The organism is Tsukamurella conjunctivitidis, from assembly GCF_007858475.1.
Taxonomy (GTDB): domain Bacteria; phylum Actinomycetota; class Actinomycetes; order Mycobacteriales; family Mycobacteriaceae; genus Tsukamurella; species Tsukamurella conjunctivitidis.
Genome location: NZ_VIGX01000022.1, coordinates 25577 through 47075, shown reverse-complemented (window position 1 = coordinate 47075; position 21499 = coordinate 25577). Strand labels below are relative to the sequence as shown.

Genomic DNA, 21499 nt, shown 5'->3' with positions numbered 1-21499 from the left:
ATCGACGATGAGAATGCTGCGATCGATCCGGTCCGTGCTCGTGATCGCCGCGCTCGCAGTGACGCTCGCGCTCGGCGGGTGCGCGAAGGCCGGTGCCGACACCACCTGCAAGGACTTCGTCGCGATGTCCGAGGCCGACCAGAACGAGCAGGTCCAGAAGATGTACAAGGACAAGCACGGCGAGGAGCCGGCCGCGGGTGCGGCGACCGCACTGCGCGCGGAGGCGCTCGCCTACTGCAAGACGGCGGGCAAGGAGGACACCAAGATCAAGGAGGTCCCGATCTCCTGATCGACCGCGGCAGCGTGCACGCGGTCCGGTCGCCGGCGGGCGGGGCGATCCCGCTCGCCGGCGCGCTCCCTAGTCGAGACCGTTCTCCAGGGCGTAGCGCGCCAGCTCCACCCGGTTGCCGAGCTGGAGCTTGCGCAGTGTGGCCTGCACGTGGTTCTCGACGGTGCGGTGGCTCAGGTGCAGCCGGGTGGCGATCTGCTTGGCGGACAGCCCCTTCGCCACGAGCCGCAGCACCTCGGTCTCGCGGGCGGTGAGCGCGGGGCCGGCGGGTTCGGGCGCCGACGCCATGCGCCGGAACTCGCCGAGCACCAGCCCGGCGAGGCCGGGGGTGAACACGGGTTGTCCGGCGGCGGTCGCGTGCACGGCGGCCACCAGTTCCTCGGCGGAGGCGCTCTTGACCAAGTAGCCGCAGGCGCCTGCCTTGACGGCCTCGACCACGTCGTCGCGCTCGTCGGACGCGGAGAGGATCAACACCTGCGCCTGCGGCGCGGCCTGCAGCACCAGCGCGGTGCCGGCGGCGCCGTTGCCGTCGGGCAGCGACATGTCCATGAGGACGACCCCCGGCTGCACGGCCTTCGCGATCCGTCCGGCGGCGGCCACCGAATCGGCGGTGCCGGCGACGGCGAAGCCCCGCGCCTCGAGATCGCGGGCCACGGCCTCGCGCCACATCGGATGGTCGTCCACCACCAGTACGGAGATGCCGGCCGGGTCTACGTTCGCGGTATCCACAGTTCCCATTCCACCCCTTCTCCCACGTCCGTGGTCAGGTCGGCGCGGCCGCCGAGCGCGCGCATCCTCCCGACGATCGACTCCGACACCCCCAGTCTGCCCTCCGCCCGCGCCGCGTCGAGGCGTCCCGGGGCTATTCCGGTGCCGTCGTCGCGCACGGTGACGAGCACGGCGTCGCCGACGTCCTCGAGAAGCAGGTACGACCGCGCGGCCGGCCCGGCGTGCCGTGCCGTGTTGTCGAGCGCGTTCCGCACGGCCGCTGCCACCTCGGCCGCGGGCGCCGCCGGGAGGGGCACGGCGCGGCCGGGCTCGGCGAGGGTCACCGTCGACGACGCGAGGGGCCGCAGCAGGTCCCTCAGGTCCACGAGGTCCCCGTCGCCGTCCTCCGGTTCGACGGTGCCGGACGGCGTCTCCGCGATCAGGTGCCGCAGCGCCCGCTCCTGCTGCGCCGCGAGTTCGCCCAGCGCACCCAGCTCCGTCCCGGGGCCGCCCAGGGCGGCGCACCGTCGGGCGAGGAAGGCGAGGGCCTGCAACACCCCGTCGTGCACCTCGCGGGCGAGGCGCTCCCGGGCACGCGCCTCGGCGGCGACCCGCTCGGCCTCGCGCAGCTGCTCCTGCGATCGGATCGCGACCCGGGCGGCGACGCCGAGCCCGAGACCGACGGCCATGAAGACGGGGTAGTTGGCGTCGCGGAGCACGGTCTCCGGAAAGGTGCCGCGGTAGATCGCGTTCACCACCGCGATGGCGATGCCGCCGGCCACACCCGCGACGGGGCCGCCGAGGATCGCGGCCGACACCACCGGATTGGTGAGCCAGAGCGTGGTCGGGAGCGTCTGGTTGTGGGCGGTGAACTCGGGCGAGGCCACCCAGACCGTGCCCAGAGCCAGCACCGCGGCCGCGGCGAACTCGCCGATCACGAACCACCGGTTGCGCCCGAAGCCCCGGGCGTAGCCGATCCCGGCGAGGAGACTGACCGCCACGACGGCGCCGATCATCACCCAGCTCCACCCGATGCGCTGGTACCGGTCGGCCTCGTCGACCTGCCGGCCCACCGCGTAGACGACGGACAGCGCGCGGAACCACTGCGCGCCGCGCCAGAGCGGCGCCCGGGGGTCGCCGTCGGAGGCGCGCACAGCGGCGGCGGCGCCCGAAGGTTCGACGCGCCGCAGCCGGGATGCGAGGCCTTGCATGTTCTCAACGTAACCGCTGAGTAGGCTGGCGCCGATGCAGGCAGACGACGACGCGCCCTCCGGCGCCGAGCCCTCCGGGGACGCGCCCTCGGTGAGCGCCCCCTCGAAGGACGTCGCGGCGACCCGGCGGCGACTGCGCTGGGTGCGCCGCGTACTCCTCGTCGTCATCGCGATCATCCTCGGCGTCGAGGCCTACCTGTTCGGCCCGACGGTCTCCAAGTCGATCCGCGAGCTGGAGCACATCCGCTGGGAGTGGGTCGTGGCCTGCGTGATCGCCGTGTTCTTCTCGATGGACTCGTTCGCCCAGGTGACCCGCGTGCTGCTCCGCTCGGCCGGCGTGAGGGTCACCCAGCGGCAGGCGTTGAGCCTGCAGCTGGCCTCGAACTCGGTCTCCCAGACCCTGCCCGGCGGCCAGGTGCTCGCGCCGACGCTGGTCTACCGCCGGACCCGTCTGTGGGGCGCCTCGCGGGTGGTGGCCGCGTGGCAGATCGTGATGAGCGGCCTGCTCATGTCCGCCGGTCTCGCGGTCCTGGGCCTGGTCGGCGCGCTGCTCGCCGGCGCCAAGTCGAGCCCGTACTCCGTGATGTTCTCGGTCGGCATGCTCGTGGTCTTCATCGTGCTCGTGCAGTACGTGGCCTCGCACCCCGACGGCCTGTACGTGGTGGGCGCGCGCCTGATCCGGTGGATCAACGACCTGCGCAACAAGCCGGAGGACACCGGGCTGGCCCGACTGCGCGAGGTCATCGAGCAGCTCCAGGCCGTGAAGATGAGCCGCCGCTACGGCGCGGAGGCCTTCGGCTGGTCGATGTTCAACTGGGTCGCCGACGTGGCCTGCCTGGCCTTCGCCTGCTACGCCGTGGGCGATGCGCCGGGGCTCGCCGCCCTCGCCGGGGCCTACGCCGCGTCCAAGGTCGTCAACACCATCAGCCCGATACCCGGTGGACTCGGCCTCGTCGAGGCTGCCCTGGTCCCCGCGCTGGTGCTGGCGGGCATGCCCGCCAGCCAGGCCTTCACCGCCACGATCCTCTACCGGCTGATCAGCTACGTGCTCGTCGTCGTGGTCGGCTGGATCGTCATCTTCGCGGGCTACCGCAGCTACCGCGCCACCCTGGACGTCGATCCGGACGCCGTGGACAAGAACGGCGAGAAGGCACCCGAAACCCCCACGGAGGGCGACACTCCCGCCGTTGCGGAGGCCGAGGGGACACCGTCGCTGGACGACGAACCCCCTAACCCCGGCCCGCTCGGCACGGAAGGACCGCACGACGGGGACGGCCCGTCGACCGGCGAGACAGGCCCTGATCAGCGCATTTAGCGCAGCCCAACCGGCCCTCAAGGGCTCGCGGGCATCGTCTGTCCTGTGAGCGAGAGACCCGTAGCGCTCACGGCGCCCCGGAGTGGAGGGGGGCGAGGGGGTCAGGCCCGGCCGGGGCCGCGGTGGGAGGACCGCGCCCCGGCCGCGTGCCGTCACAGCCCCGCGATCGGATTCCCGGCAGGAGCTGCAGATCAATTACCGTTGCCGTATGCGTATACCGGTCATCGCCGCGCTCGACGTGGTCTTCGTCCTGCTGTTCGTGGTGATCGGCCGGTTCAACCACAACGAGGCCTTCTCTCCGTCCGGCTTCGCCGAGACCGCGTGGCCCTTCCTGCTCGCGCTGGCCGTGGGCTGGGCGTTCACCTACGTGCTCGCGGCCCTGCGCGGCCACGAGCCGGGCCGCGCCGCGACCTTCGCCCCGGGGCGCGTCTTCCCCGCCGGCGTCATCATCTGGATCTCGACGGTGGCCTTCGGCATGACGGCCCGGGGCCTGCTCACGTCGAAGGGCGTCGAGGTCAGCTTCGTCATCGTCGCGACCATCGCCCTCGGCGTCTTCCTGCTGGGCTGGCGCGCGATCGCCACCGTGATCCGCTCGCGCCGGGCCCACGCCTGACCGTTCCGGTCGGCGCGCTCCGCTCCTGCGCCGCCGAGCAGTACCTGATCCTGCAGGCGGCCGGGAAGTAGTCGGTGCCGGGGCGGCGCGCTACTTCAGGTACGAGCCCGCGACCTGCAGCGAGCCGGCGCCCGAGCGCTCGCCGCTCACCATGATCGCGAAGGCCTGGTCGCCGCGATAGCCGATGAACCAGCCCGGCCCCTCGGGGCCGTTCGTGCCCACGAGCCCCTTGGCCTTGGTCGAGACCAGGTCGCTGCCGTCGCCGGACGGGGAGACGGTGGCGTCCATCTTGGCGCGGACCGCCTTGAGGATCTTCTCGTCGACGTCGCCGAGCGGCGCACTGGGCTTCGCGGTCTGGCCCTGCACCACGTAGGGCGCAGTGGTCTTGCCCTTGGCGATGGCGGAGGCGAAGACGGCCATCCCGAACGGGCTCGCCTTGACCGAGTCGGCGCCGAGCTCCGACGCGCCCCGGCCGCCCGTACCGGGCAGCTGGGCGGTCGTCGTCTTCACGCCGGTCATGGCGAACTCGGTGCCCATGCCGAGCGGCGCGAGCAGCTTCGACTGCTTCCCGGCGTCGTTGCCCGCGGCGGCGTTGACCTCGCTGTACAGCGGCTCGAGAACCGGGCCGGTGGTCGAAAGGCCGTTGAGTGCCCAGTCCGTCGCTATGCCGCTGGCCTGCGTGTTCTGGGCGGCGGCGAGCACGGCGCCCGTCGAGACCGAGAGCACCACCATGGCTGCGGGCTGGCCGAGCTGGACCACGGCGTTCTCGGCGTCGAGCTGCACCTTGGGATCCATCGCGGCCCGCAGATCGGGTCCGGGCGGGCCCTGGAAGCCGACGATCTTGGTGGCCGGCTTCCCGTTCGTGAGTAGCTGCACCTCCCAGCCGGCGGTCGCATCGCGGTTGGCCTGCCAGGCGCCCTTGATGCCGTCGAAGAGCGGGGAGAACAATTGCCGGTTGGCGATGAGCAGGTCGCCCGCGGTGGTGTCCTGCAGGCCCGGCACGGCGGTGAGGGCGTCGCCCAGGACGCCGTAGTCGTCGTCGCGCAGGTCCACGACGGGCACCGGCTTGCCGGGGTCCGCCTTCGCCCGCGCGGCGAGCGCCTCGGGCGTCACCAGGGGCGCGACCTGGGAGACGATCTTCGCGACCCGGTTCAGGCTGTCGGTGAGATTCTTGGTCTTGTTCGGGTCGACGGTGAGCCGGTGCACGGTGCCGGCGAACATCAGCTCGGACTTGTCGGCGCCGAAGACCTTCGGCGGCTTCGCGTCGGTGCGGATCTGCCGGATGGCCGTCTCGGGGGTGAGGCCGGGCGCGAGCACGGCGGGGTCCCAGGAGATGCGCCAGCCGATCGAGAGCTGCGAAGCGCTGCCCTTGGTGGTGTAGTCCCAGTCGCGGCCGTCACCGAAGTTCCAGTGCGTCTTGACGTCGAAGGTGGCGTTGCCGCCGGAGTAGCGCTGCACGTTGGAGGCCTTGACCTCCACGGACTTGGCGTTCATGTCGCGCAGCGTCCGGCCGATGACGCCGCCCGCCGCGTCGGGCGAGGAGGTGAACGCGGCGGCCGCGACGGCCTTGCCCTCGCCCAGCGCCGAGCCGTAGCCGTCGAGCATCTTCTGCACCTCTTCGACGGCGCTGTCGCCGCACGCGGCCAGCCCGGAGCCGAGCGCGAGCAGGAGCGCGGAGACCACCGCGGCGGCGCCGTACCGTGCCCGGCCGCTGCGTCTCACGTGGTCTCCTCGCTGCTCATGGTGCGTTCGGCATCCCTGGCCGCGGAGTTTACCGGTCCGCACATGTCATCCTTGGGATATGGATCGGTTGATGCGCTCCGAGGACCGCACGGCATCGTCGATGAGCGGCGTGCAGTCGCGGCACTGCTTCTCGTTCGGCGACCACTACGATCCGGACAATACGCACCACGGCGTGCTCCTCGCCTGCAACGCCGAGCAGGTCGCGGCGGGTACGGGCTTCGACACGCATCCGCATCGCGCCGTCGAGATCGTCACCTGGGTGCTGTCCGGGTCCCTCGTCCATCAGGACAGCGAGGGACACGCCGGGCTGGTGCATCCGGGCCTCGCGCAGCGGATGAGCGCGGGCACGGGCGTCCTGCACTCCGAGCGCAACGACCGGCCCGACCCGGCCGGCGCCGACGTCCGGTTCGTCCAGATGTGGATCCTGCCCGACGAGCCGGGCGGCGCACCGTCGTACGAGCAGCGGGAGGTGGATGCCGACCTCGCCGCGGGCGGGCTCGTCCCCGTCGCCTCGGGCGAGCCGACGCAGGACGCCGCGATCCGGATCGGCAACCGCGGCGCCACCCTGTTCGCGGCGCGGCTCGCGCCCGGCGGCGTCGTCGACCTGCCCGACGCGCCCTTCGGGCACCTCTATCTCGCCGCCGGCGCCGCCGAGGTCGAGGGCCCGGGGCCCTTGTCCGACGGGGACTCGCTGCGCACCGTCGGGGACTCCCGGCGCGTGACCGCCGGACCCGACGGGGCCGAGCTCCTGTTCTGGCGCATGCGGACCCGCCTGGGCGGCTGATCCCGCCCGGGCGGCTCGGCTACGCCAGCGGGCGGTCCGAGGGCACCACGAGGTAGCTGGGCCGCTTCGGGTCGATGACGACGTGCTGCGGCCGGAACTGCGTCTCCGAGGTCACGGGCCCGACGGTCATCGACTTGATCAGGTTCAGCGCGAAGACGTCGACCCGCAGCCGGTGCCCGGGCTTGAGGACCGCGCTCGTCGCGTGGGTCGCGATGTCGAGCTCGACCACCTGACCTGGCTTGACCAGCTGCCGCTGCTTGATGTCCAGCTGGTAGTAGGGCGCCGTGTAATCGCCACCCGCGGTGCGGATGCTGCGCGATTCGTCGATCTGCCGGAGCGAGGTGGTGAGCTGGCCGGAGCTGATGACCTCGGACCGGCCGTCGGGCGAGACGTCGGTGACCATGACGCTCCAGTAGGCGTCCTTCGCGTCCTGCGTGGTGGTCAGGTGCAGGTTGATCGGGCCCGAGATCACCGTCGGTTTCGCGACCGGTTTCGAGCTGAACGTGAGCCCGTTCATCTCCGCCACCCGGTTGTCGGCGGCGCAGCCCTGGAAGACCAGGAGGCCGAACATCGCCTGCCCGGTGTCGTTGGAGCACAGGGTCGTCAGGCCGGGGCCGACGGTGCGCCGCGCCGCGATCTTCGGCGGCGCGGTCTGCAGACTGTTGTCGCTGAGCGAGCCGGGCGCCGAGCCCGACGCGAGGCTGGAGAGGTACATGCGCTGGTACTTCTGCCCCGGCTCCGGGAACGTATCGCCCTGCCACCAGCCGCCGCCCTTGCGGTGCACGGTGACCGGGGCGTAGTTGTCGATCCCGTTGTCGACGTCCTTGAGCCACTTGTCGAACCACGCCTTCTGCAGCACGTCGGCGCGGGTCGGCTGGTTCACTCCACCCATGTCGTGGGTGACCGTGACGTGGTAGGCGTCGCCCATGATGAGCTTCTTCTTGCTCGGCGGCAGACTGCTCAGCTCCGTCGGGAGCCGCCACTCGGTGTTGGTGAACAGGTCGTGCCAGCCGCCGAGCGCGAAGGTCGGTGTGGTGATCTTGTCGAGCGGCGTGCGATAGGCCTGCCGGAGCGGCGAGTTCTTGTCGATCAGCTCCTTGGTCTTCGGGTCCAGTTGTTCCACGGTGGGTGAGAAGACGCCGGAGAGCAGTTGGGGTACGAAGACGGCGGGGTTCTGGATCCGGTCGCGCAGCCAGGTCCAATCGAACGTGCCGTTGAGCATCGAGCGCACGTCGGGCACGAACTTGAGGATGTTCACCAGGGCGAGCCACGGCCCGAGGAAGCCGACGCCGAGTCCGCCGCCCGGAGCGATGATGTCGGCCGCGAGGTCGGCACCGGGCACCACCGGGAACAGCGCCTGCAGCCCCTTCGGGTTCTTCGACGCCACCTGCAGCTGGTTGATCCCGGAGTACGACACACCGGTCATGCCCATGCGGCCGTTCGTCCACGGCTGGTTGCGCACCCAGTCCAGCACCTCGACGGTGTCCTGCTGCTCACGATCCGCGAAGACCTGCCACACGCCCTGCGAATTGCCCGTGCCGCGAACATCGACCACGACCTGCGTGTAGCCGTTCTGCACGAGCTTGCGGTCGACGCCCGTGAACGAGTTCGCCATGCCGCCGTTGAGCACGTCGCGCAGGTCGTTCACCCCGGCGATCGGCGTGCCGGCGAAATTGAAGACGTTGAGGATCCCGATGAGCGCGTCGGAGAGCACGGGCGTGTTCACCGCGATCTGCGCCAAAGCGCTCACGAACTTCGTGTACGGCGTCATGTTCACGACCGTCGGCGTCTTCGTCGTGATCGCCCGACCCGCGGCATCGGCGGGACGGAAGACGTTCGCCTTCAGGACCGTGCCATCGGACATCCGGATCGGCACGTCCCAGTCCACGGTCATGCCCGGGTACTGCGTCGGACCGTCGTGCGAGGCGATCCATTCGGGATTGATCATCCCCGCCACGCCGGGACCCGGCTTCCACGGCTCCGCGGCCGCGCGGGAGGCCAGGCCGGGGACCACGACCGCGGTACCGACGAGCAGGATCGCTGTGAACAGCGCGGCCAGGGTCAGCCGCAGGCGCGGACGAGTCAACCTCATGAAAAGAATCCCCTTTAACTTCTCAGCACCGCATCAGGCTAACCCGCATTGCGGTTTGCGTCACCCCGCACGCTAACGGTGTGCTGCGTCATAGGGAATACTGACGAGTCACTTCTCCCATCATGTGGGATTCTCGCCCCGGTGCGTCGGCCGGGCGACGCCGCACGATTACGGCAGCGGGGTGTCCGAGGGCACCACCAGGTAGCTGGGCCGCTGGGGATCGATGACCACGTGCTGCGGCCGCAACAGCGTCTCCGCCGTCACCGGCCCGACGGTCATCGACTTGATCAGGTTCAGCGCGAAGACGTCGACCCGCAGCCGGTGTCCCGGCTTGAGGACCGCGCTGACGGCGTGGGTACCGATGTCGAGCTCGACCACCTGCCCCGGCGCGACCAGTTCCCGCTGCTTGATGTCGAGCTGGTAGTACGGCGAGGCGTAGTCGCCGTTCGCCGTCCGGATGCTGCGGGACTCGTCGATCTGGCGCAGCGAGGTGGTGAGCTGACCCGAACTGATCTTCTCCGACCGGCCGTCGGGCGAGACGTCCGTGACGATCACGCTCCAGTACGCGTCGCGCGCATCCTGCGTGGTGGCGAGCCTGAGGTTGATCGGACCGGAGATGACCGTCGACTTCCCGACCGGTTTCGACGTGAACGTGAGCCCGTTCATCTCCGCGACGCGGGTGTCCTTGGTACACCCGGTGAAGACGAGGAGGCCGAACATCGCCTGGCCGGTGTCATCGGAGCACAGTGTCGACAATCCCGGGCCGACGGTGCGCCGCGCCGTGATCTTCGGCGGCGCGGTCTGCAGACTGTTGTCGGAGAGCGCGGTGGGCGCCGTGCCCGAGGGCAGGCTGGAGAGGTACATGCGCTGGTACTTCTGCCCCGGCTCCGGGAACGTGTCGCCCTGCCACCAGCCGCCGCCCTTGCGGTGCACGGTGACCGGGGCGTAGTTGTCGATCCCGTTGTCGACGTCCTTGAGCCACTTGTCGAACCACGCCTTCTGCAGCACGTCGGCGCGGGTCGGCTGGTTCACCCCGCCCATGTCGCTGGAGACGGTGACATGGGCGATGTCCCCCATGATGAGCTTCTTCTTGCTCGGCGGCAGAGCACTCAGGTCCTTGGGCATGCGCCACTCGGTGTTGGTGAACAGGTCGTTCCACCCACCGAGAGTGAAAGTCGGTGTGGTGATCCTGTCGAGCGGCGTGCGGAACGCGGCCCGCAAGGGTGAATCCTTGTCGATGAGCTGCTTGGTCGTGGGCGTCAGCCCCTCCACCGTGGGCGAGAAGACACCGGACAGGAGTTCGGGCACGAAGACCGCGGGGTTCTGGATCCGGTCCTGCAGCCATTTCCAGTCGAACGTGCCGTTGAGCAGCGAGCGCAGGTCGGGGATGAACTTGAGGATGTTGACGATCGCAAGCCACGGTCCGATGAAGCCGACACCGAGTCCGCCGCCGGGAGCGACGATGTCGGCCGCGATGTCCGCCCCGGGCACCACCGGGAACAGCGCCTCCAGCCCCTTCGGGTTCTTCGACGCCACCTGCAGCTGGTTGATCCCGGAGTACGACACACCGGTCATGCCCATGCGGCCGTTCGTCCACGGCTGGTTGCGCACCCAGTCCAGCACCTCGACGGTGTCCTGCTGCTCACGATCCGCGAAGACCTGCCACACGCCCTGCGAATTGCCCGTGCCGCGAACATCGACCACGACCTGCGTGTAGCCGTTCTGCACGAGCTTGCGATCGACACCCGTGAACGAGTTCGCCACCCCGCCGTTGAGCACGTCGCGCAGGTCGTTCACCCCGGCGATCGGCGTGCCGGCGAAATTGAACAGGTTGAGGAATCCGATGAGCGCGTCGGACAGCACGGGCGTGTTCACCGCGATCTGCGCCAGCGCGCTCACGAACTTCGTGTACGGCGTCATGTTCACGACCGTCGGCGTCTTCGTCGTGATCGCCCGACCCGCGGCATCGGCGGGACGGAAGACGTTCGCCTTCAGGACCGTGCCATCGGACATCCGGATCGGCACGTCCCAGTCCACGGTCATGCCCGGGTACTGCGTCGGACCGTCGTGCGAGGCGATCCATTCGGGATTGATCATCCCCGCCACGCCGGGACCCGGCTTCCACGGCTCCGCGGCCGCGCGGGAGGCCAGGCCGGGGACCAGGACCGCGGTACCGACGAGCAGGATCGCCGTGAACAGCGCGGCCAGGGTCAACCGCAGGCGCGGACGAGTCAACCTCATCGAAAGAATCTCCTCTAACTTTTCAGCTGCACGAGCAGACTAACCCGCATTGGGATTCGCGTCACCTTGAACCTGGAATCCACTGTGGTCCGGCGAGCACAGGCGATCGTCCATCCCACTCACCGGGATCGGCGGGGAGAGACTGGCAGGATGGAGCGGTGACCACCTCTCCCGCTCTGGACCTCAGCCACGTCGACGCCGGCATCCGCGTGCAGGACGACCTGTTCGGGCACGTCAACGGCGCCTGGCTGGACACGCACGAGATCCCTGCCGACCGCTCCACCGACGGCGCCTTCTACGCCCTCCGCGACGCCGCGGAGGAGACGGTGCGCACGATCATCGAGGACTGCGCCGCCCGTCCCGATGCGACCGGCGACACCGCCCGGATCGGTGACCTCTACGCCAGCTTCATGGACACCGCCGGGATCGCCGCGGCCGGGCTCTCCCCGCTGGCCGGCGAACTCGCCGAGGTCCGCTGGGCGGGATCGCAGGAGGAACTGGTCACCGTGCTCGGCCGCCTGCAGCGCACGGGCGTGAGCGGCCTGATCGGGTACTACGTGGACACCGACGCCAAGCGCTCGGACCGCTACCTGGTGAACCTGGTACAGAGCGGCATCTCCCTGCCCGACGAGGCCTATTACCGCGAGGAGCAGTACGCGCCGGTGCGGCAGAAGTTCGCCCAGCACGTCGCCGCGACCTTCCGCCTCGCCGGCGACGTCCTCGAGGGCATCGTGACACCCGGCGAGGAGGACGACGCCGCCGCACAGGTCCTCGATCTGGAGACGGCGATCGCCGCGGGGCACTGGGACGTGGTCGCCCGCCGCGACGCCGACAAGGGCTACAACCTCCGCACCTTCGCGGAGCTGTCGGCCGAGGCCCCGGGGCTCGCGCCCGCCGCCTGGGTCGCCGCCGTCACCGGCACCGAGGCGTCCGCGGCCTTCGCCGAGGTGAACGTCCGGCAGCCGTCCTTCGCGACGCTCGCCGCGAACCTGCTCACCGACCGCCCGCTCGCGCAGTGGCGGACGTGGCTCGCATGGCGGGTCCTGCACGCGCGCAGCCCCTTCCTCACCGACTCCCTCGTCGACGAGCACTTCGCCTTCTACGGCACCGTCCTCACGGGCACCCCGGAGATCCGGGACCGGTGGAAGCGCGGCGTGACGCTGGTCGAGCAGTACCTGGGCTTCGCGGTCGGTGAGCTCTACACGGCCGAGCACTTCCCGGCGGACTCCAAGGAGCGGATGCAGGCGCTGGTCGCCGATCTCGTGGAGGCCTACCGCCGGCGGATCACGGACCTGCCGTGGATGACCCCGGCGACCCGCGAGCGCGCCCTGGAGAAGCTGGGCAAGTTCACGCCCAAGATCGGCTACCCGGACGTCTCGAGGGACTACTCGGCACTGGAGATCCGCCGCGACGACCTGATCGGGAACCTGCGCCGCGGCGACGCCTTCGAGCACGATCGTGAATTCGCGAAGATCGGTGCGCCCGTCGATCGCGACGAATGGTTCATGACCCCGCAGACGGTGAACGCCTACTACAACCCCGGCATGAACGAGATCGTCTTCCCGGCCGCGATCCTGCAGCCGCCCTTCTTCTCCCCCGACGCCGACGACGCCGTGAACTACGGCGGCATCGGCGCCGTCATCGGGCACGAGATCGGCCACGGCTTCGACGATCAGGGTGCCAAGTACGACGGTGACGGCAACCTCGAGGACTGGTGGACCGACGCCGACCGGGAGGAGTTCGGCAAGCGCACCACCGCGCTCATCGAGCAGTACGACGCGCTCGTGCCGCGCGAGCTGGCCGGTGAGCCGGGCGCCGACGAGCACCACGTCAACGGCGGCTTCACGGTGGGTGAGAACATCGGCGACCTCGGCGGCCTCGGCATCGCGCTCGTCGCCTACGCGATCGCGCGGGAGCGAGCGGGCGGCACCGTCGACGACGAGTCCACGCGGATCGACGGCCTGACCGGCCTGCAGCGCCTGTTCTTCAGCTGGGGCGTGGTCTGGCGGGGGAAGTCGCGGCCCGAGGAGGCTATCCGGCGGCTCGCGATCGACCCGCACTCGCCGGCCGAATTCCGTTGCAATGCCATCGTCTCGAATCTGCCCGAGTTCTACGACGCGTTCGACGTCGATGCCGGGGATCGCCTGTTTTTGGACCCGGACCGCCGGGTCTCGATATGGTGAGAACCGATCAGTAACGACCTTCGAACGTCCCGTCCAGCAACCGGCGGATACCCATGATGTGACCCCGTGCCCATCCGGCACGGAGAACGGGTGGCCGTGCACTCACGCAAGCAGTCCAGTGAACAACTCCCCTCCGTCCTCGGTGTCGTCCACGAGTCACCCGAGGTTCCGCTCGAGGAACTGACCCTCAGCGAGCGGATGGGCGAGATCGCGAGGCTGCTGCGAGAGCAGTCGTCGGATTCGGAATCGCTCCTCACCGCCGCCACCCAGTTCGCGGTCGACCAGGTCCCCGGTGCCGACTTCGCGTGCGTGACCCTCGTCGACCCCAAGGGCGGCATCTCGCATCCCGTGGTGATCGGCGAGGAGGCGCAGCGCGTCGCCGACGTGCAGCGGGATCTGGAGGAGGGCCCCAGCGTGGGCGCGACTTTCGAGTCGACCACGATCCTCCTGCTGGAGGACACGTCCACGGACGACCGCTGGCCGCGCTTCGCCTCCGCGGCGCACGCCGCGGGCGTCGGCTCGATCCTGTCGTTCTGCCTGTACGTGCAGAACGAGGCCTACGGCACGCTCGATCTCATGGCACGCGAACCGCACGCCTTCGACGCCGAGTCGATCTCCATCGGCTCGCTCTACGCCGTGCACGCGGCCGTCGCCTTCTCCGCGGTGCGCGAGAAGGAACAGATCCGCGCGGCACTGACCACGCGCGACGTGATCGGCCAGGCCAAGGGCATGATCATGGAGCGCTACAAGCTGGACTCCGATGCCGCCTTCCGCCTCCTCGCGCGGCTCTCCCAGGACAGCAACGTCCGCCTCGCCGAGGTCGCCGAGCAGGTCATCGAGGCCGGACCGGAGTAGCCCGACGGTCCGCGTGCCGGCCCCCGGCACGCTCCGGGGGAAGAACGCGAACCTCCCGCGACCCGCACAACGCGGGCGGAGCCGAGTTCGAACTGCGACGATTCCTACCCTCTGTTCGTATCGCAAAATTCGGTCTGGTGTGATTGTCTGTCGACGGCGAAGTGAGACGAACCCCGGTTCACCTCCATCCATCGCCGGGAACGTCTCACGAGAAGAGGGAGATCATGTCCACCTACCCGAACGGTCCGGTCGATACCGGCACTTCGATCATCAACGACGTCCGCGGCTTCGCCGCCGACGTCGCCAAGCGCTCCTGGCAGACGGCGATCGCCATCGGCGCCATCGCCGCGATCCTCGGCATCGTGCTCCTGGCCTGGCCGCAGCCGACCCTGCACGTCGTGGCGATCCTGTTCGCCCTCTACCTGCTCATCACGGGCGTTCTGCAGGTCGTCTCCACGTTCGGCATCCTCCAGTCGTCGGGCTTCTGGTGGCGCCTGCTCACCTTCCTGTCGGGCGCGGTCTCGATCGTGCTGGCCGTCGTCGCGTTCCGCGACGTCGTCGAGTCGCTGGTGCTCCTCGCCATCTGGATCGGCGTGGGCTGGATCTTCCGCGGCGTCGCGGGCCTGTCGCTCTACACCGACTTCCCGAAGGGCGCGCCCGGCAAGGTCTGGGGCATCATCCTCGCGATCATCTCGATCGCGGCGGGAGCCTTCGTGGTGATCTACCCGTACGACTCTATCCCGTCGCTGGTGCTGGCCACCGGCATCGTCCTGATCGTGCTCGGCCTGGTCGAGATCTTCCACGGCATCCAGATCCGCTCGAACATCAACCGCCTGCATCCGCAGGTCTAGTCCGCTTCCCCGGACCCGCCGGCCTCACCCCGGCGGACGAAAGGGCCGGCACCGTCGCGATGACGGTGCCGGCCCTTTCGGTGTTCACGCCGCTGGGCGGTGAGTCCTACTCGTAGGTCTCGCCGGCCTCGGCCTTGGCGACCAGCGAGGCGGGCGGGGTGAACTGCTCGCCGTACTTGCCGGCCAGGAACTTCGCCTGCTCGACGAACGCCTTGGGACCGGTGAGGCCCTCGGCGGGCGTGCCCGGGCGGCCCTCGTAGCCGTTGATGTACTGCAGCACGCCGCCGGTCCAGGCGGGGAAGCCGATGCCGAAGATCGAGCCGATGTTGGCGTCGGCGACGGAGTCCATGACGCCCTCGTCGAAGCAGCGGACGGTCTCGATCGACTCGATGAAGAGCATGCGCTCCTGGAGCTCGGCGAAGTCCGGCTTCACGGAGCCCGACTTGAAGTGCTCCTGGAAGCCCTTCGACAGGCCGGTGCGCTTGCCCTCGGCGTAGTCGTAGAAGCCCGCGCCGTCCTTCTTGGACGGACGGCCGTTCTCGACCATCCAGTCGACCACGGCGAAGGCACCGTGCTGCGGCACGTCCTTGCCCTCGGCCTTGAGCGCGGTCTCGGTCGCGAGACGGATCTTCTGCATCAGGGTGAGCGTCAGCTCGTCCGCCAGCTGCAGCGGCGCCGCCGGGTAACCGGCCTGCTGGCCCGCCTGCTCCAGGTACACCGGGTCGACGCCCTCACCGACGGCCGCGAGGGCCTCGTTGATGAACGTGCCGATGACGCGGGAGGTGAAGAAGCCGCGGCTGTCGTGGACGACGATCGGGGTCTTCTTGATCTGCAGCGTGTAGTCGATGACCTTGGCCAGCACCGCATCCGAGGTCTTCGCGCCGCGGATGATCTCCACCAGCGGCATCTTGTCGACCGGCGAGAAGAAGTGGATGCCGATGAAGTCCTCCTGGCGCTTCACGCCCTCCGCGAGGATGGTGATCGGCAGCGTGGAGGTGTTGGAGCCGAGGATGGCGTCGGGCTCGACGATGTCCTCGATCTCCTGGAAGACCTTGTTCTTGACCTCGACGGACTCGAACGCGGCCTCGATGACGAGGTCGACGCCCTGGAAGTCCTGCGGGTCGATCGTGGGGGTGATCCGGGCGAGCAGCTCGTCCGACTTCTCCTGCGTGGTGCGGCCCTTGGCGAGCGCCTTCGCCTCGAGCTGCTCCGAGTACGCCTTGCCCCGCTTGGCGGCCTCGATGTCGATGTCCTTGAGGACGACCTCGATGCCGGCCTTCGCCGAGACGTACGCGATGGCCGCGCCCATCATGCCGGCGCCGATGACACCGACCTTCTTGGCGGTGTACTTGTCGAAACCCTCGGGTCGCGAGCCGCCGCCGTTGATGTGCTGCAGGTCGAAGAAGAAGGCCTTGATCATGTTCTTCGACACCTGGCCGGTGGCCAGCTTGGTGAAGTAGCGCGACTCGATCTCGAGCGCGGTGTCGAAGTCGACGTAGGTGCCCTCGAACGCGGCGGCCATGATGGCCTCCGGCGCCGGCATCGGCGCGCCCTTGAGCTGCTTGCGCAGGTTGGCCGGGAAGGCCGGGGCGTTGGGGGCGAGCGTCTTGTCGATCGGCGAGCCGCCGGGGATGCGGTAGCCCTTGACGTCCCAGGGCTGCACGCCGCCCTCGGGGTTGGCCTTGATCCACGCCTTGGCGGCGGGGAGCAGCTCGTCGACGGTGCCGACGACCTCGTTGACGAGGCCGGTCTTCTGCGCCTTGGTCGGGTTCATCTGGGTGCCCTGGAGCAGCACGCCCATGAGCGCGCCCTGCAGACCGAGCATCCGGACGGTGCGGGTCACGCCGCCGCCGCCGGGGAGCAGGCCCAGGCTGACCTCGGGGAGGCCGATCTTGCTGCCCTTGGCGTCCGCCGCGATGCGGTGGTTGGCGGCGAGGGCGATCTCGAGGCCGCCGCCGAGCGCGGCGCCGTTGATGGCGGCCACGACGGGCTTGGGCAGCTTCTCCAGGCGGCGGAGGTCCTTCTTGATCTCCTGGACGTTGTCGAAGACCTGCTGCGCGTCGGCCTTGGTGGCCTTGCGGATCTCGGTCAGGTTGCCGCCGGCGAAGAAGGTCTTCTTCGCGGAGGTGATGACGACACCGGTGATCGAATCGACCTCGGCCTCGAGGCGGTCGACGGTGGCGCGCATCGACGTGCCGTACAGCTCGTTCATGGTGTTCGCGGAGCTGGTCGGATCGTCCATCGTCAGCACGACGATGCCGTCGGCGTCCTGCTCCCAGCGGATCATGTTGTCAGACATGTGTTCTTGTCTCTCCTGTTGTTCCGGCGGGCGTCAGACGCGCTCGATGATGGTGGCCGAGCCCATACCGCCGGCGATGCACAGCGTGATGAGGCCGTAGCGACCGCCCGTACGCTCCAGCTCGTCGAGCACGGTGCCCACCAGCATGGCGCCGGTGGCGCCGAGGGGGTGGCCGAGCGCGATGGCGCCGCCGTTGACGTTGACCTGCTCGCGGTCGAGCTTGAAGTCCTTCATCCACTTCAGGACGACCGAGGCGAAGGCCTCGTTCAGCTCCCAGACGTCGATGTCGTCCTTGGTCAGGCCCGCCTTGGCGAGGACCTTCTCGGTGGCCGGCGTGGGGCCGGTCAGCATGATCGTGGGGTCGGCGCCCGTCGACGCGGTGGCGACGATGCGGCCGCGCGCGGTCAGGCCGGCCTTCTTGCCGCCGGCCTCGTTGCCCACGAGGACCAGCGCGGCACCGTCGACGATGCCCGAGCTGTTGCCACCGGTGTGGACGTGATCGATCTTCTCGACCGTGGTGTAGCGCTGCAGCGCGACGGCGTCGAAGCCGCCCATCTCGCCGACGACGGTGAAGGCGGGGCGCAGCTTGCCGAGGTCCGCGGCGGTGGTGCCGGGGCGACGGTGCTCGTCGTTGTCGAGCACGACGAGGCCGTTCTGGTCCTTGACGGGTACGACGGACTTGGCGAAACGCCCCTCGTCCCAGGCCTTCGCTGCCAGCTCCTGCGACTCGGCCGAGTACTGGTCGACGTCCTCGCGGGAGAAGCCCTCGATGGTGGCGATCAGGTCGGCGCCGATGCCCTGGGGCGCGATGTAGTTGTCGTAGCTGTACTGCGGGTCGTAGAACAGCGCGCCGAAGTCGGAGCCCATGGGCACGCGGGACATCGACTCCACGCCACCGGCGAGGACGAGGTCGTCGCCGAGGGCCGAGCCGACCTTCTGCGCCGCCATGTTGGTGGCCTCGAGGCCCGAGGCGCAGAAGCGGTTGATCTGCACGCCCGCGACGGTGTCCGGCAGGCCGGCCACGATGGAGGCGGTGCGGGCGATGTCCGCGCCCTGCTCACCCACGGGCGAGACCACGCCGAGCACGATGTCGTCGATGGCCGCCGGGTCGAGGTTCTCGTTGCGGTCCTTGATCTCGTCGATCAGGCCGACCACCAGGTCGGTGGGCTTGATCGCGGTCAGCGAGCCGTTCTTGAGCTTGCCACGGGGCGTACGGATCGCCTCGTAGATGAATGCGTCAGACACTTGGTCTTCCCGTCCTTTCGAAGAAGGTGTTTCCAGCCCCCACGGATGCCGCGGAGCCCGTCACCCCTACAGGCTAACCGGCTGTAGCTTAATTCGCTAGACCGGCAGGTAGAAGTTCATCTTGAAGCTCCCCGATGGGCTATTGTGACGTTAATCATGGCAGCAGCAGCACGTACCGCGGGCACCCGCCTGCGCCCCGCAGAGCGGCGTCGACAACTGGTCGACGTCGCCACCGCGTTGTTCCTCGAGCAGGGCTACGGCAAGGTCTCGGTGTCGGACATCGCGCGCGCCGCGGGGATCAGCGGCCCCAGCGTCTACCGGCACTTCCCGGACAAGGAGGCCATCCTCGCCGCGGCCATGCGCTCCGCGGTGGACGAGATGGCGGAGACCACCGCGCGGGTGCTCGCCCGCCCCGGGGCCACGTTCGACGACCTCTCGTCCGCGGTCTTCGCGATGGCGGTCTCCCGGCCCGGGCCGCTGGCGTTGTGGCGCTGGAACCGGCGTCACCTCACCGCCGAACAGGCGCGGGAGATGATCGCCGCCAGCGAGTCGGTGCTCGGCTCGTGGACCGAGGTGCTCCGCCGCGACCACCCGGAGCTCACCGACGACGACGCCCGCGTCCTCACCTGGGCCGTGCTCGCCGTCGGTGGTTCCGTGCCGCCCAGCCGCGGCCGCATCGGGATCCGCCGCTACCGCGACGATCTCGAGGTGATCGCGCAGCGCGTGCTGGCCGCGGCACCGTCGACCGCGCCGGAACTGCCCGCGCCCCCGCCCCGGCGCGCCCCGGTGGTCCGCAGCGACGAGATCCTCGACGCCGCCTCGGAACTCTTCTTCTCCCGCGGCTACAGCACCGTGAGCATGGACGACATCGGTGCGGCCGTGGGCATCTCGGGCCCCAGCGTGTACGGGCACTTCCCGTCGAAGGGCTCGATCCTGGTGGGCATCGTGGCCCGGGCGCGCGCCGCGCTCGAGATCGGCGTGGTCGGCGCCGCCGGGGTGTCCGACGGTGACCCGCTCACCGAACTGCGCTCGCTGGTCCGCTCGTACGCCGCGAACCTGGTCAGCTCCACCGACCTCGCCGTCGCCTTCACCGTCGGGCGCGAGGTCGTCATCGAGTCGGGCGGCGAGGCACTGCTCGCCGCGCAGAAGGCGTACGTGGCGCGCTGGGTGGCCCTGCTCGCCGAGGGGTCCGGCGCGGCCCTCGATCCCGCGGGCGCACGCATCGCCGTCGGCGCCGCCATGACGATCGCCAACGATTTCGCCCGCACCCGCCGCCTCCGCCGCCGCCCGCGCTTCCACGACGAGCTCGTCCACCTCGTCGACGCCGCCCTCGGCATCTGACCCGGCACCCCTCCCGATCTTCGGTGCGTGTCGGCGACAATCGCCCGGCGTGTCGTCGCCGACACGCACCGAATGTCCGGGCGGGATCCGTTCGACGGGGCCGGTGCGTCTAATGAACATGGGGAGCAGACGGTCCGCACTCGCATCCACGCTCACCGAGCACGCGATCCGCAGGGACTACCAGAAGGTCCTGCACGGTATCCGACTGCCGTGGGACGAGGAGATCACCTTCGCGGAGCGGCGGCGCGCCGTCCTGCAAGTCTATCCCGACGCGGTCTTCTGCGGATGGACTGCTGCGCGGATGCACGCGGTCCCGTACGCGAACGACGACGCGTACCCGATCGAGCTGTGGCTCCCCGAGCACCGCAAGCGCTCCGGCGTCGTGATCCGACGGTGCGCGCTTCCCGCCTCGGACATCGTGCGCAGGAAAGGGTTCGCGCTCACGACCGAGGTGCGCACCGCGATCGACCAAGCCCGATTCATCCCCGGCGACGACGCCGTCGCAGCCGTCGACCAGTGCACGCGGATCGATCGCTACGGCCGGCAGGTCACCTCGGTCGAGGAGATGGAGCGCTACCTCGACACGCACCCGCGGCTGCACCGGTCGACGCGCATCAGGGAGGTCATCGCGGAAGTCGACGGTCGCGCGGAGTCGCCGCAGGAGACGCACGCCCGCCTGCTGCTGCACCGCGCCGGGCTCAGCGTGCTCGTCCCGCAGGTCCGGATCGCGCACGGCCGATTCCGCGTGGACCTGGGTGCGGAGCGGTTCAAGGTGGCCGTCGAATACGACGGCGGTCACCACCGCGATCGCGAGCAACACCGCGCCGACGTGCAACGCTGGAACCGCCTCCAGAACGACCACGGGTGGACCGTCGTTCTGGCGAACGACTGGTCGCTCTCGACCGCGGGCCGGCCCGAACTGCTCCGGCAGACGCGCAAAGCCCTGCACGACCGCGGGTGGCGCCCCTGATCCTCGGTGCGTGTCGGCGACGACACGCCGTCGACGCCCCGCCGGAACGCACCGAAGATCGAGCGGGCGACGGCGGACCGTCGGGCTACCAGCCGTTGACGTGCAGGACCGTCTCCAGCGGGGCGCGCTTGGCGGGCTTGAAGTCGGTGCCCTTGGTGTACGCGACGGGGAGCAGCACGCCCTGGCGGACGGTGGCGGGGATGCCGAGCGCCTCGGCGACCTCGCGCTCGTACCCGAGATGCAGTGTGGTCCATGCGGATCCGAGGCCGCGCTCGCGCAGGGCGAGCGCCAGGCTCCACGCGCCGGGGAGCAGCGATCCCCACAGGCCGGCCTGGTTGCCCTCGGGCAGTTCGCCGCCGGGCACGTGGATGGCGCCGATCACCAGTGCGGGCACCTGCTCCATGATCTCGGCGAGGTACGTGGCGCTCGAGGCCACCTTCTCCGCCGTCTCCAGGTCCTTCGGCGGCTTCGCGGCCCGCGCCGCCGCACCGGCCTCGGCGTAGGCGAAGTAGGACTTGCGGTAGTACTCAGCGACGATCTTCTTGGGCTCGGGATCGGTGAGCACGATCCAGTGCCAGCCCTGCGCGTTGCTGCCCGACGGTGCCTGCAGGGCCACCTCCAGGGCGTCGGTGATCACCTCCAGCGGCACCGGCCGCTCCAGGTCGAGACGCTTGCGCACCGACCGGGTGGTGGTCAGTACCTCGTCGGCGGACAGGTCCAGGTGCGGGAAGTCGAAGGCCATGCCTCGACCCTAGCGAG

General features: G+C 69.8%; 17 protein-coding genes. 9 read left to right on the top strand and 8 right to left on the bottom strand.

From position 1 onward, the window contains the following. Nucleotides 1–7: 7 nt before the first annotated feature. Nucleotides 8–289 (top strand): hypothetical protein, encoded by a 282-nt coding sequence (locus tag FK530_RS21845; protein WP_146489082.1) that lies wholly within the window; start codon nt 8–10, stop codon nt 287–289. Between the two features lie 69 nt (nt 290–358). On the opposite strand, the gene FK530_RS21840 is transcribed toward FK530_RS21845, so the two are convergent. Together FK530_RS21840 and macS are read right to left on the bottom strand one after the other, a co-directional pair. Beyond that, nucleotides 359–1027 (bottom strand): response regulator, encoded by a 669-nt coding sequence (locus FK530_RS21840; protein ID WP_146489081.1) that lies wholly within the window; start codon nt 1025–1027, stop codon nt 359–361. Then, nucleotides 1000–2208, bottom strand: a complete 1209-nt coding sequence (gene macS, locus FK530_RS21835; RefSeq protein WP_146489080.1) for a MacS family sensor histidine kinase — start codon at nt 2206–2208, stop codon at nt 1000–1002. The genes FK530_RS21840 and macS overlap by 28 nt, the downstream gene beginning before the upstream one ends. Before the next feature lie 34 nt (nt 2209–2242). On the opposite strand from macS, the gene FK530_RS21830 reads away from it, so the two are divergent. Together FK530_RS21830 and FK530_RS21825 are read left to right on the top strand one after the other, a co-directional pair. After that, nucleotides 2243–3523 (top strand): lysylphosphatidylglycerol synthase transmembrane domain-containing protein, encoded by a 1281-nt coding sequence (locus FK530_RS21830; RefSeq protein WP_146489079.1) that lies wholly within the window; start codon nt 2243–2245, stop codon nt 3521–3523. A gap of 208 nt (nt 3524–3731) precedes the next feature. Next, nucleotides 3732–4136, top strand: coding sequence for a DUF3054 domain-containing protein (locus FK530_RS21825; protein WP_146489078.1), 405 nt, complete (start codon nt 3732–3734; stop codon nt 4134–4136). 90 nt (nt 4137–4226) lie between these two features. Here FK530_RS21825 and FK530_RS21820 read toward each other — a convergent pair whose 3' ends face one another. Then, on the bottom strand, nt 4227–5858 hold the full coding sequence (locus FK530_RS21820) for an NTF2-like N-terminal transpeptidase domain-containing protein (RefSeq protein ID WP_146489077.1): 1632 nt from the start codon (nt 5856–5858) through the stop codon (nt 4227–4229). A gap of 79 nt (nt 5859–5937) precedes the next feature. Here FK530_RS21820 and FK530_RS21815 point away from each other — a divergent pair, with 79 nt between their 5' ends. After that, on the top strand, nt 5938–6663 hold the full coding sequence (locus FK530_RS21815; RefSeq protein WP_146489076.1) for a pirin family protein: 726 nt from the start codon (nt 5938–5940) through the stop codon (nt 6661–6663). 19 nt (nt 6664–6682) lie between these two features. On the opposite strand, the gene FK530_RS21810 is transcribed toward FK530_RS21815, so the two are convergent. Both FK530_RS21810 and FK530_RS21805 read right to left on the bottom strand, forming a co-directional pair. Beyond that, nucleotides 6683–8755, bottom strand: coding sequence for a CocE/NonD family hydrolase (locus FK530_RS21810; protein WP_146489075.1), 2073 nt, complete (start codon nt 8753–8755; stop codon nt 6683–6685). A 168-nt stretch (nt 8756–8923) separates the two neighbouring features. Continuing rightward, the gene (locus tag FK530_RS21805) at nt 8924–10996 is read right to left on the bottom strand and encodes a CocE/NonD family hydrolase (RefSeq protein ID WP_146489074.1); all 2073 of its coding nucleotides are present in this window, start codon (nt 10994–10996) and stop codon (nt 8924–8926) included. 158 nt (nt 10997–11154) lie between these two features. Between FK530_RS21805 and FK530_RS21800 the strand changes: the two genes are divergently transcribed. The 3 genes from FK530_RS21800 (at nt 11155) to FK530_RS21790 (ending at nt 14885) form a co-directional block, all read left to right on the top strand. Continuing rightward, nucleotides 11155–13179 carry a M13 family metallopeptidase gene (locus FK530_RS21800; RefSeq protein WP_146489073.1) on the top strand — a complete coding sequence of 675 codons (2025 nt, stop codon included), beginning with the start codon at nt 11155–11157 and terminating at the stop codon, nt 13177–13179. A gap of 66 nt (nt 13180–13245) precedes the next feature. After that, entirely contained in the window at nt 13246–14034 is a 789-nt protein-coding gene (locus FK530_RS21795) for a GAF and ANTAR domain-containing protein (RefSeq protein ID WP_316250509.1), read from the top strand. A 224-nt stretch (nt 14035–14258) separates the two neighbouring features. Beyond that, nucleotides 14259–14885, top strand: coding sequence for an HdeD family acid-resistance protein (locus FK530_RS21790; RefSeq protein ID WP_146489072.1), 627 nt, complete (start codon nt 14259–14261; stop codon nt 14883–14885). 106 nt (nt 14886–14991) lie between these two features. Here the strand turns inward: FK530_RS21790 and FK530_RS21785 are convergent, their stop codons facing one another. Both FK530_RS21785 and FK530_RS21780 read right to left on the bottom strand, forming a co-directional pair. After that, nucleotides 14992–17184, bottom strand: coding sequence for a 3-hydroxyacyl-CoA dehydrogenase NAD-binding domain-containing protein (locus tag FK530_RS21785; RefSeq protein ID WP_146489071.1), 2193 nt, complete (start codon nt 17182–17184; stop codon nt 14992–14994). Nucleotides 17185–17217: 33 nt separating this feature from the next. After that, entirely contained in the window at nt 17218–18429 is a 1212-nt protein-coding gene (locus FK530_RS21780) for an acetyl-CoA C-acetyltransferase (RefSeq protein WP_146489070.1), read from the bottom strand. A gap of 156 nt (nt 18430–18585) precedes the next feature. Here FK530_RS21780 and FK530_RS21775 point away from each other — a divergent pair, with 156 nt between their 5' ends. Next, nucleotides 18586–19770 carry a TetR/AcrR family transcriptional regulator gene (locus FK530_RS21775; protein ID WP_146489069.1) on the top strand — a complete coding sequence of 395 codons (1185 nt, stop codon included), beginning with the start codon at nt 18586–18588 and terminating at the stop codon, nt 19768–19770. 118 nt (nt 19771–19888) lie between these two features. Then, nucleotides 19889–20740, top strand: coding sequence for an endonuclease domain-containing protein (locus FK530_RS21770; RefSeq protein WP_146489068.1), 852 nt, complete (start codon nt 19889–19891; stop codon nt 20738–20740). Nucleotides 20741–20825: 85 nt separating this feature from the next. Here FK530_RS21770 and FK530_RS21765 read toward each other — a convergent pair whose 3' ends face one another. Beyond that, on the bottom strand, nt 20826–21482 hold the full coding sequence (locus tag FK530_RS21765) for a nitroreductase family protein (RefSeq protein ID WP_146489067.1): 657 nt from the start codon (nt 21480–21482) through the stop codon (nt 20826–20828). Between the last annotated feature and the right edge of the window lie 17 nt (nt 21483–21499).

Bases quoted from the DNA above. Each gene is read 5' to 3' on its own strand.
- FK530_RS21845 (WP_146489082.1), top strand. From the start codon at position 8: ATGAGAATGCTGCGATCGATCCGGTCCGTGCTCGTGATCGCCGCGCTC.
- FK530_RS21840 (WP_146489081.1), bottom strand. From the start codon at position 1,027: ATGGGAACTGTGGATACCGCGAACGTAGACCCGGCCGGCATCTCCGTA.
- macS (WP_146489080.1), bottom strand. From the start codon at position 2,208: ATGCAAGGCCTCGCATCCCGGCTGCGGCGCGTCGAACCTTCGGGCGCC.
- FK530_RS21830 (WP_146489079.1), top strand. From the start codon at position 2,243: ATGCAGGCAGACGACGACGCGCCCTCCGGCGCCGAGCCCTCCGGGGAC.
- FK530_RS21825 (WP_146489078.1), top strand. From the start codon at position 3,732: ATGCGTATACCGGTCATCGCCGCGCTCGACGTGGTCTTCGTCCTGCTG.
- FK530_RS21815 (WP_146489076.1), top strand. From the start codon at position 5,938: ATGGATCGGTTGATGCGCTCCGAGGACCGCACGGCATCGTCGATGAGC.
- FK530_RS21810 (WP_146489075.1), bottom strand. From the start codon at position 8,755: ATGAGGTTGACTCGTCCGCGCCTGCGGCTGACCCTGGCCGCGCTGTTC.
- FK530_RS21805 (WP_146489074.1), bottom strand. From the start codon at position 10,996: ATGAGGTTGACTCGTCCGCGCCTGCGGTTGACCCTGGCCGCGCTGTTC.
- FK530_RS21790 (WP_146489072.1), top strand. From the start codon at position 14,259: ATGTCCACCTACCCGAACGGTCCGGTCGATACCGGCACTTCGATCATC.
- FK530_RS21785 (WP_146489071.1), bottom strand. From the start codon at position 17,184: ATGTCTGACAACATGATCCGCTGGGAGCAGGACGCCGACGGCATCGTC.
- FK530_RS21775 (WP_146489069.1), top strand. From the start codon at position 18,586: ATGGCAGCAGCAGCACGTACCGCGGGCACCCGCCTGCGCCCCGCAGAG.
- FK530_RS21770 (WP_146489068.1), top strand. From the start codon at position 19,889: ATGGGGAGCAGACGGTCCGCACTCGCATCCACGCTCACCGAGCACGCG.
- FK530_RS21765 (WP_146489067.1), bottom strand. From the start codon at position 21,482: ATGGCCTTCGACTTCCCGCACCTGGACCTGTCCGCCGACGAGGTACTG.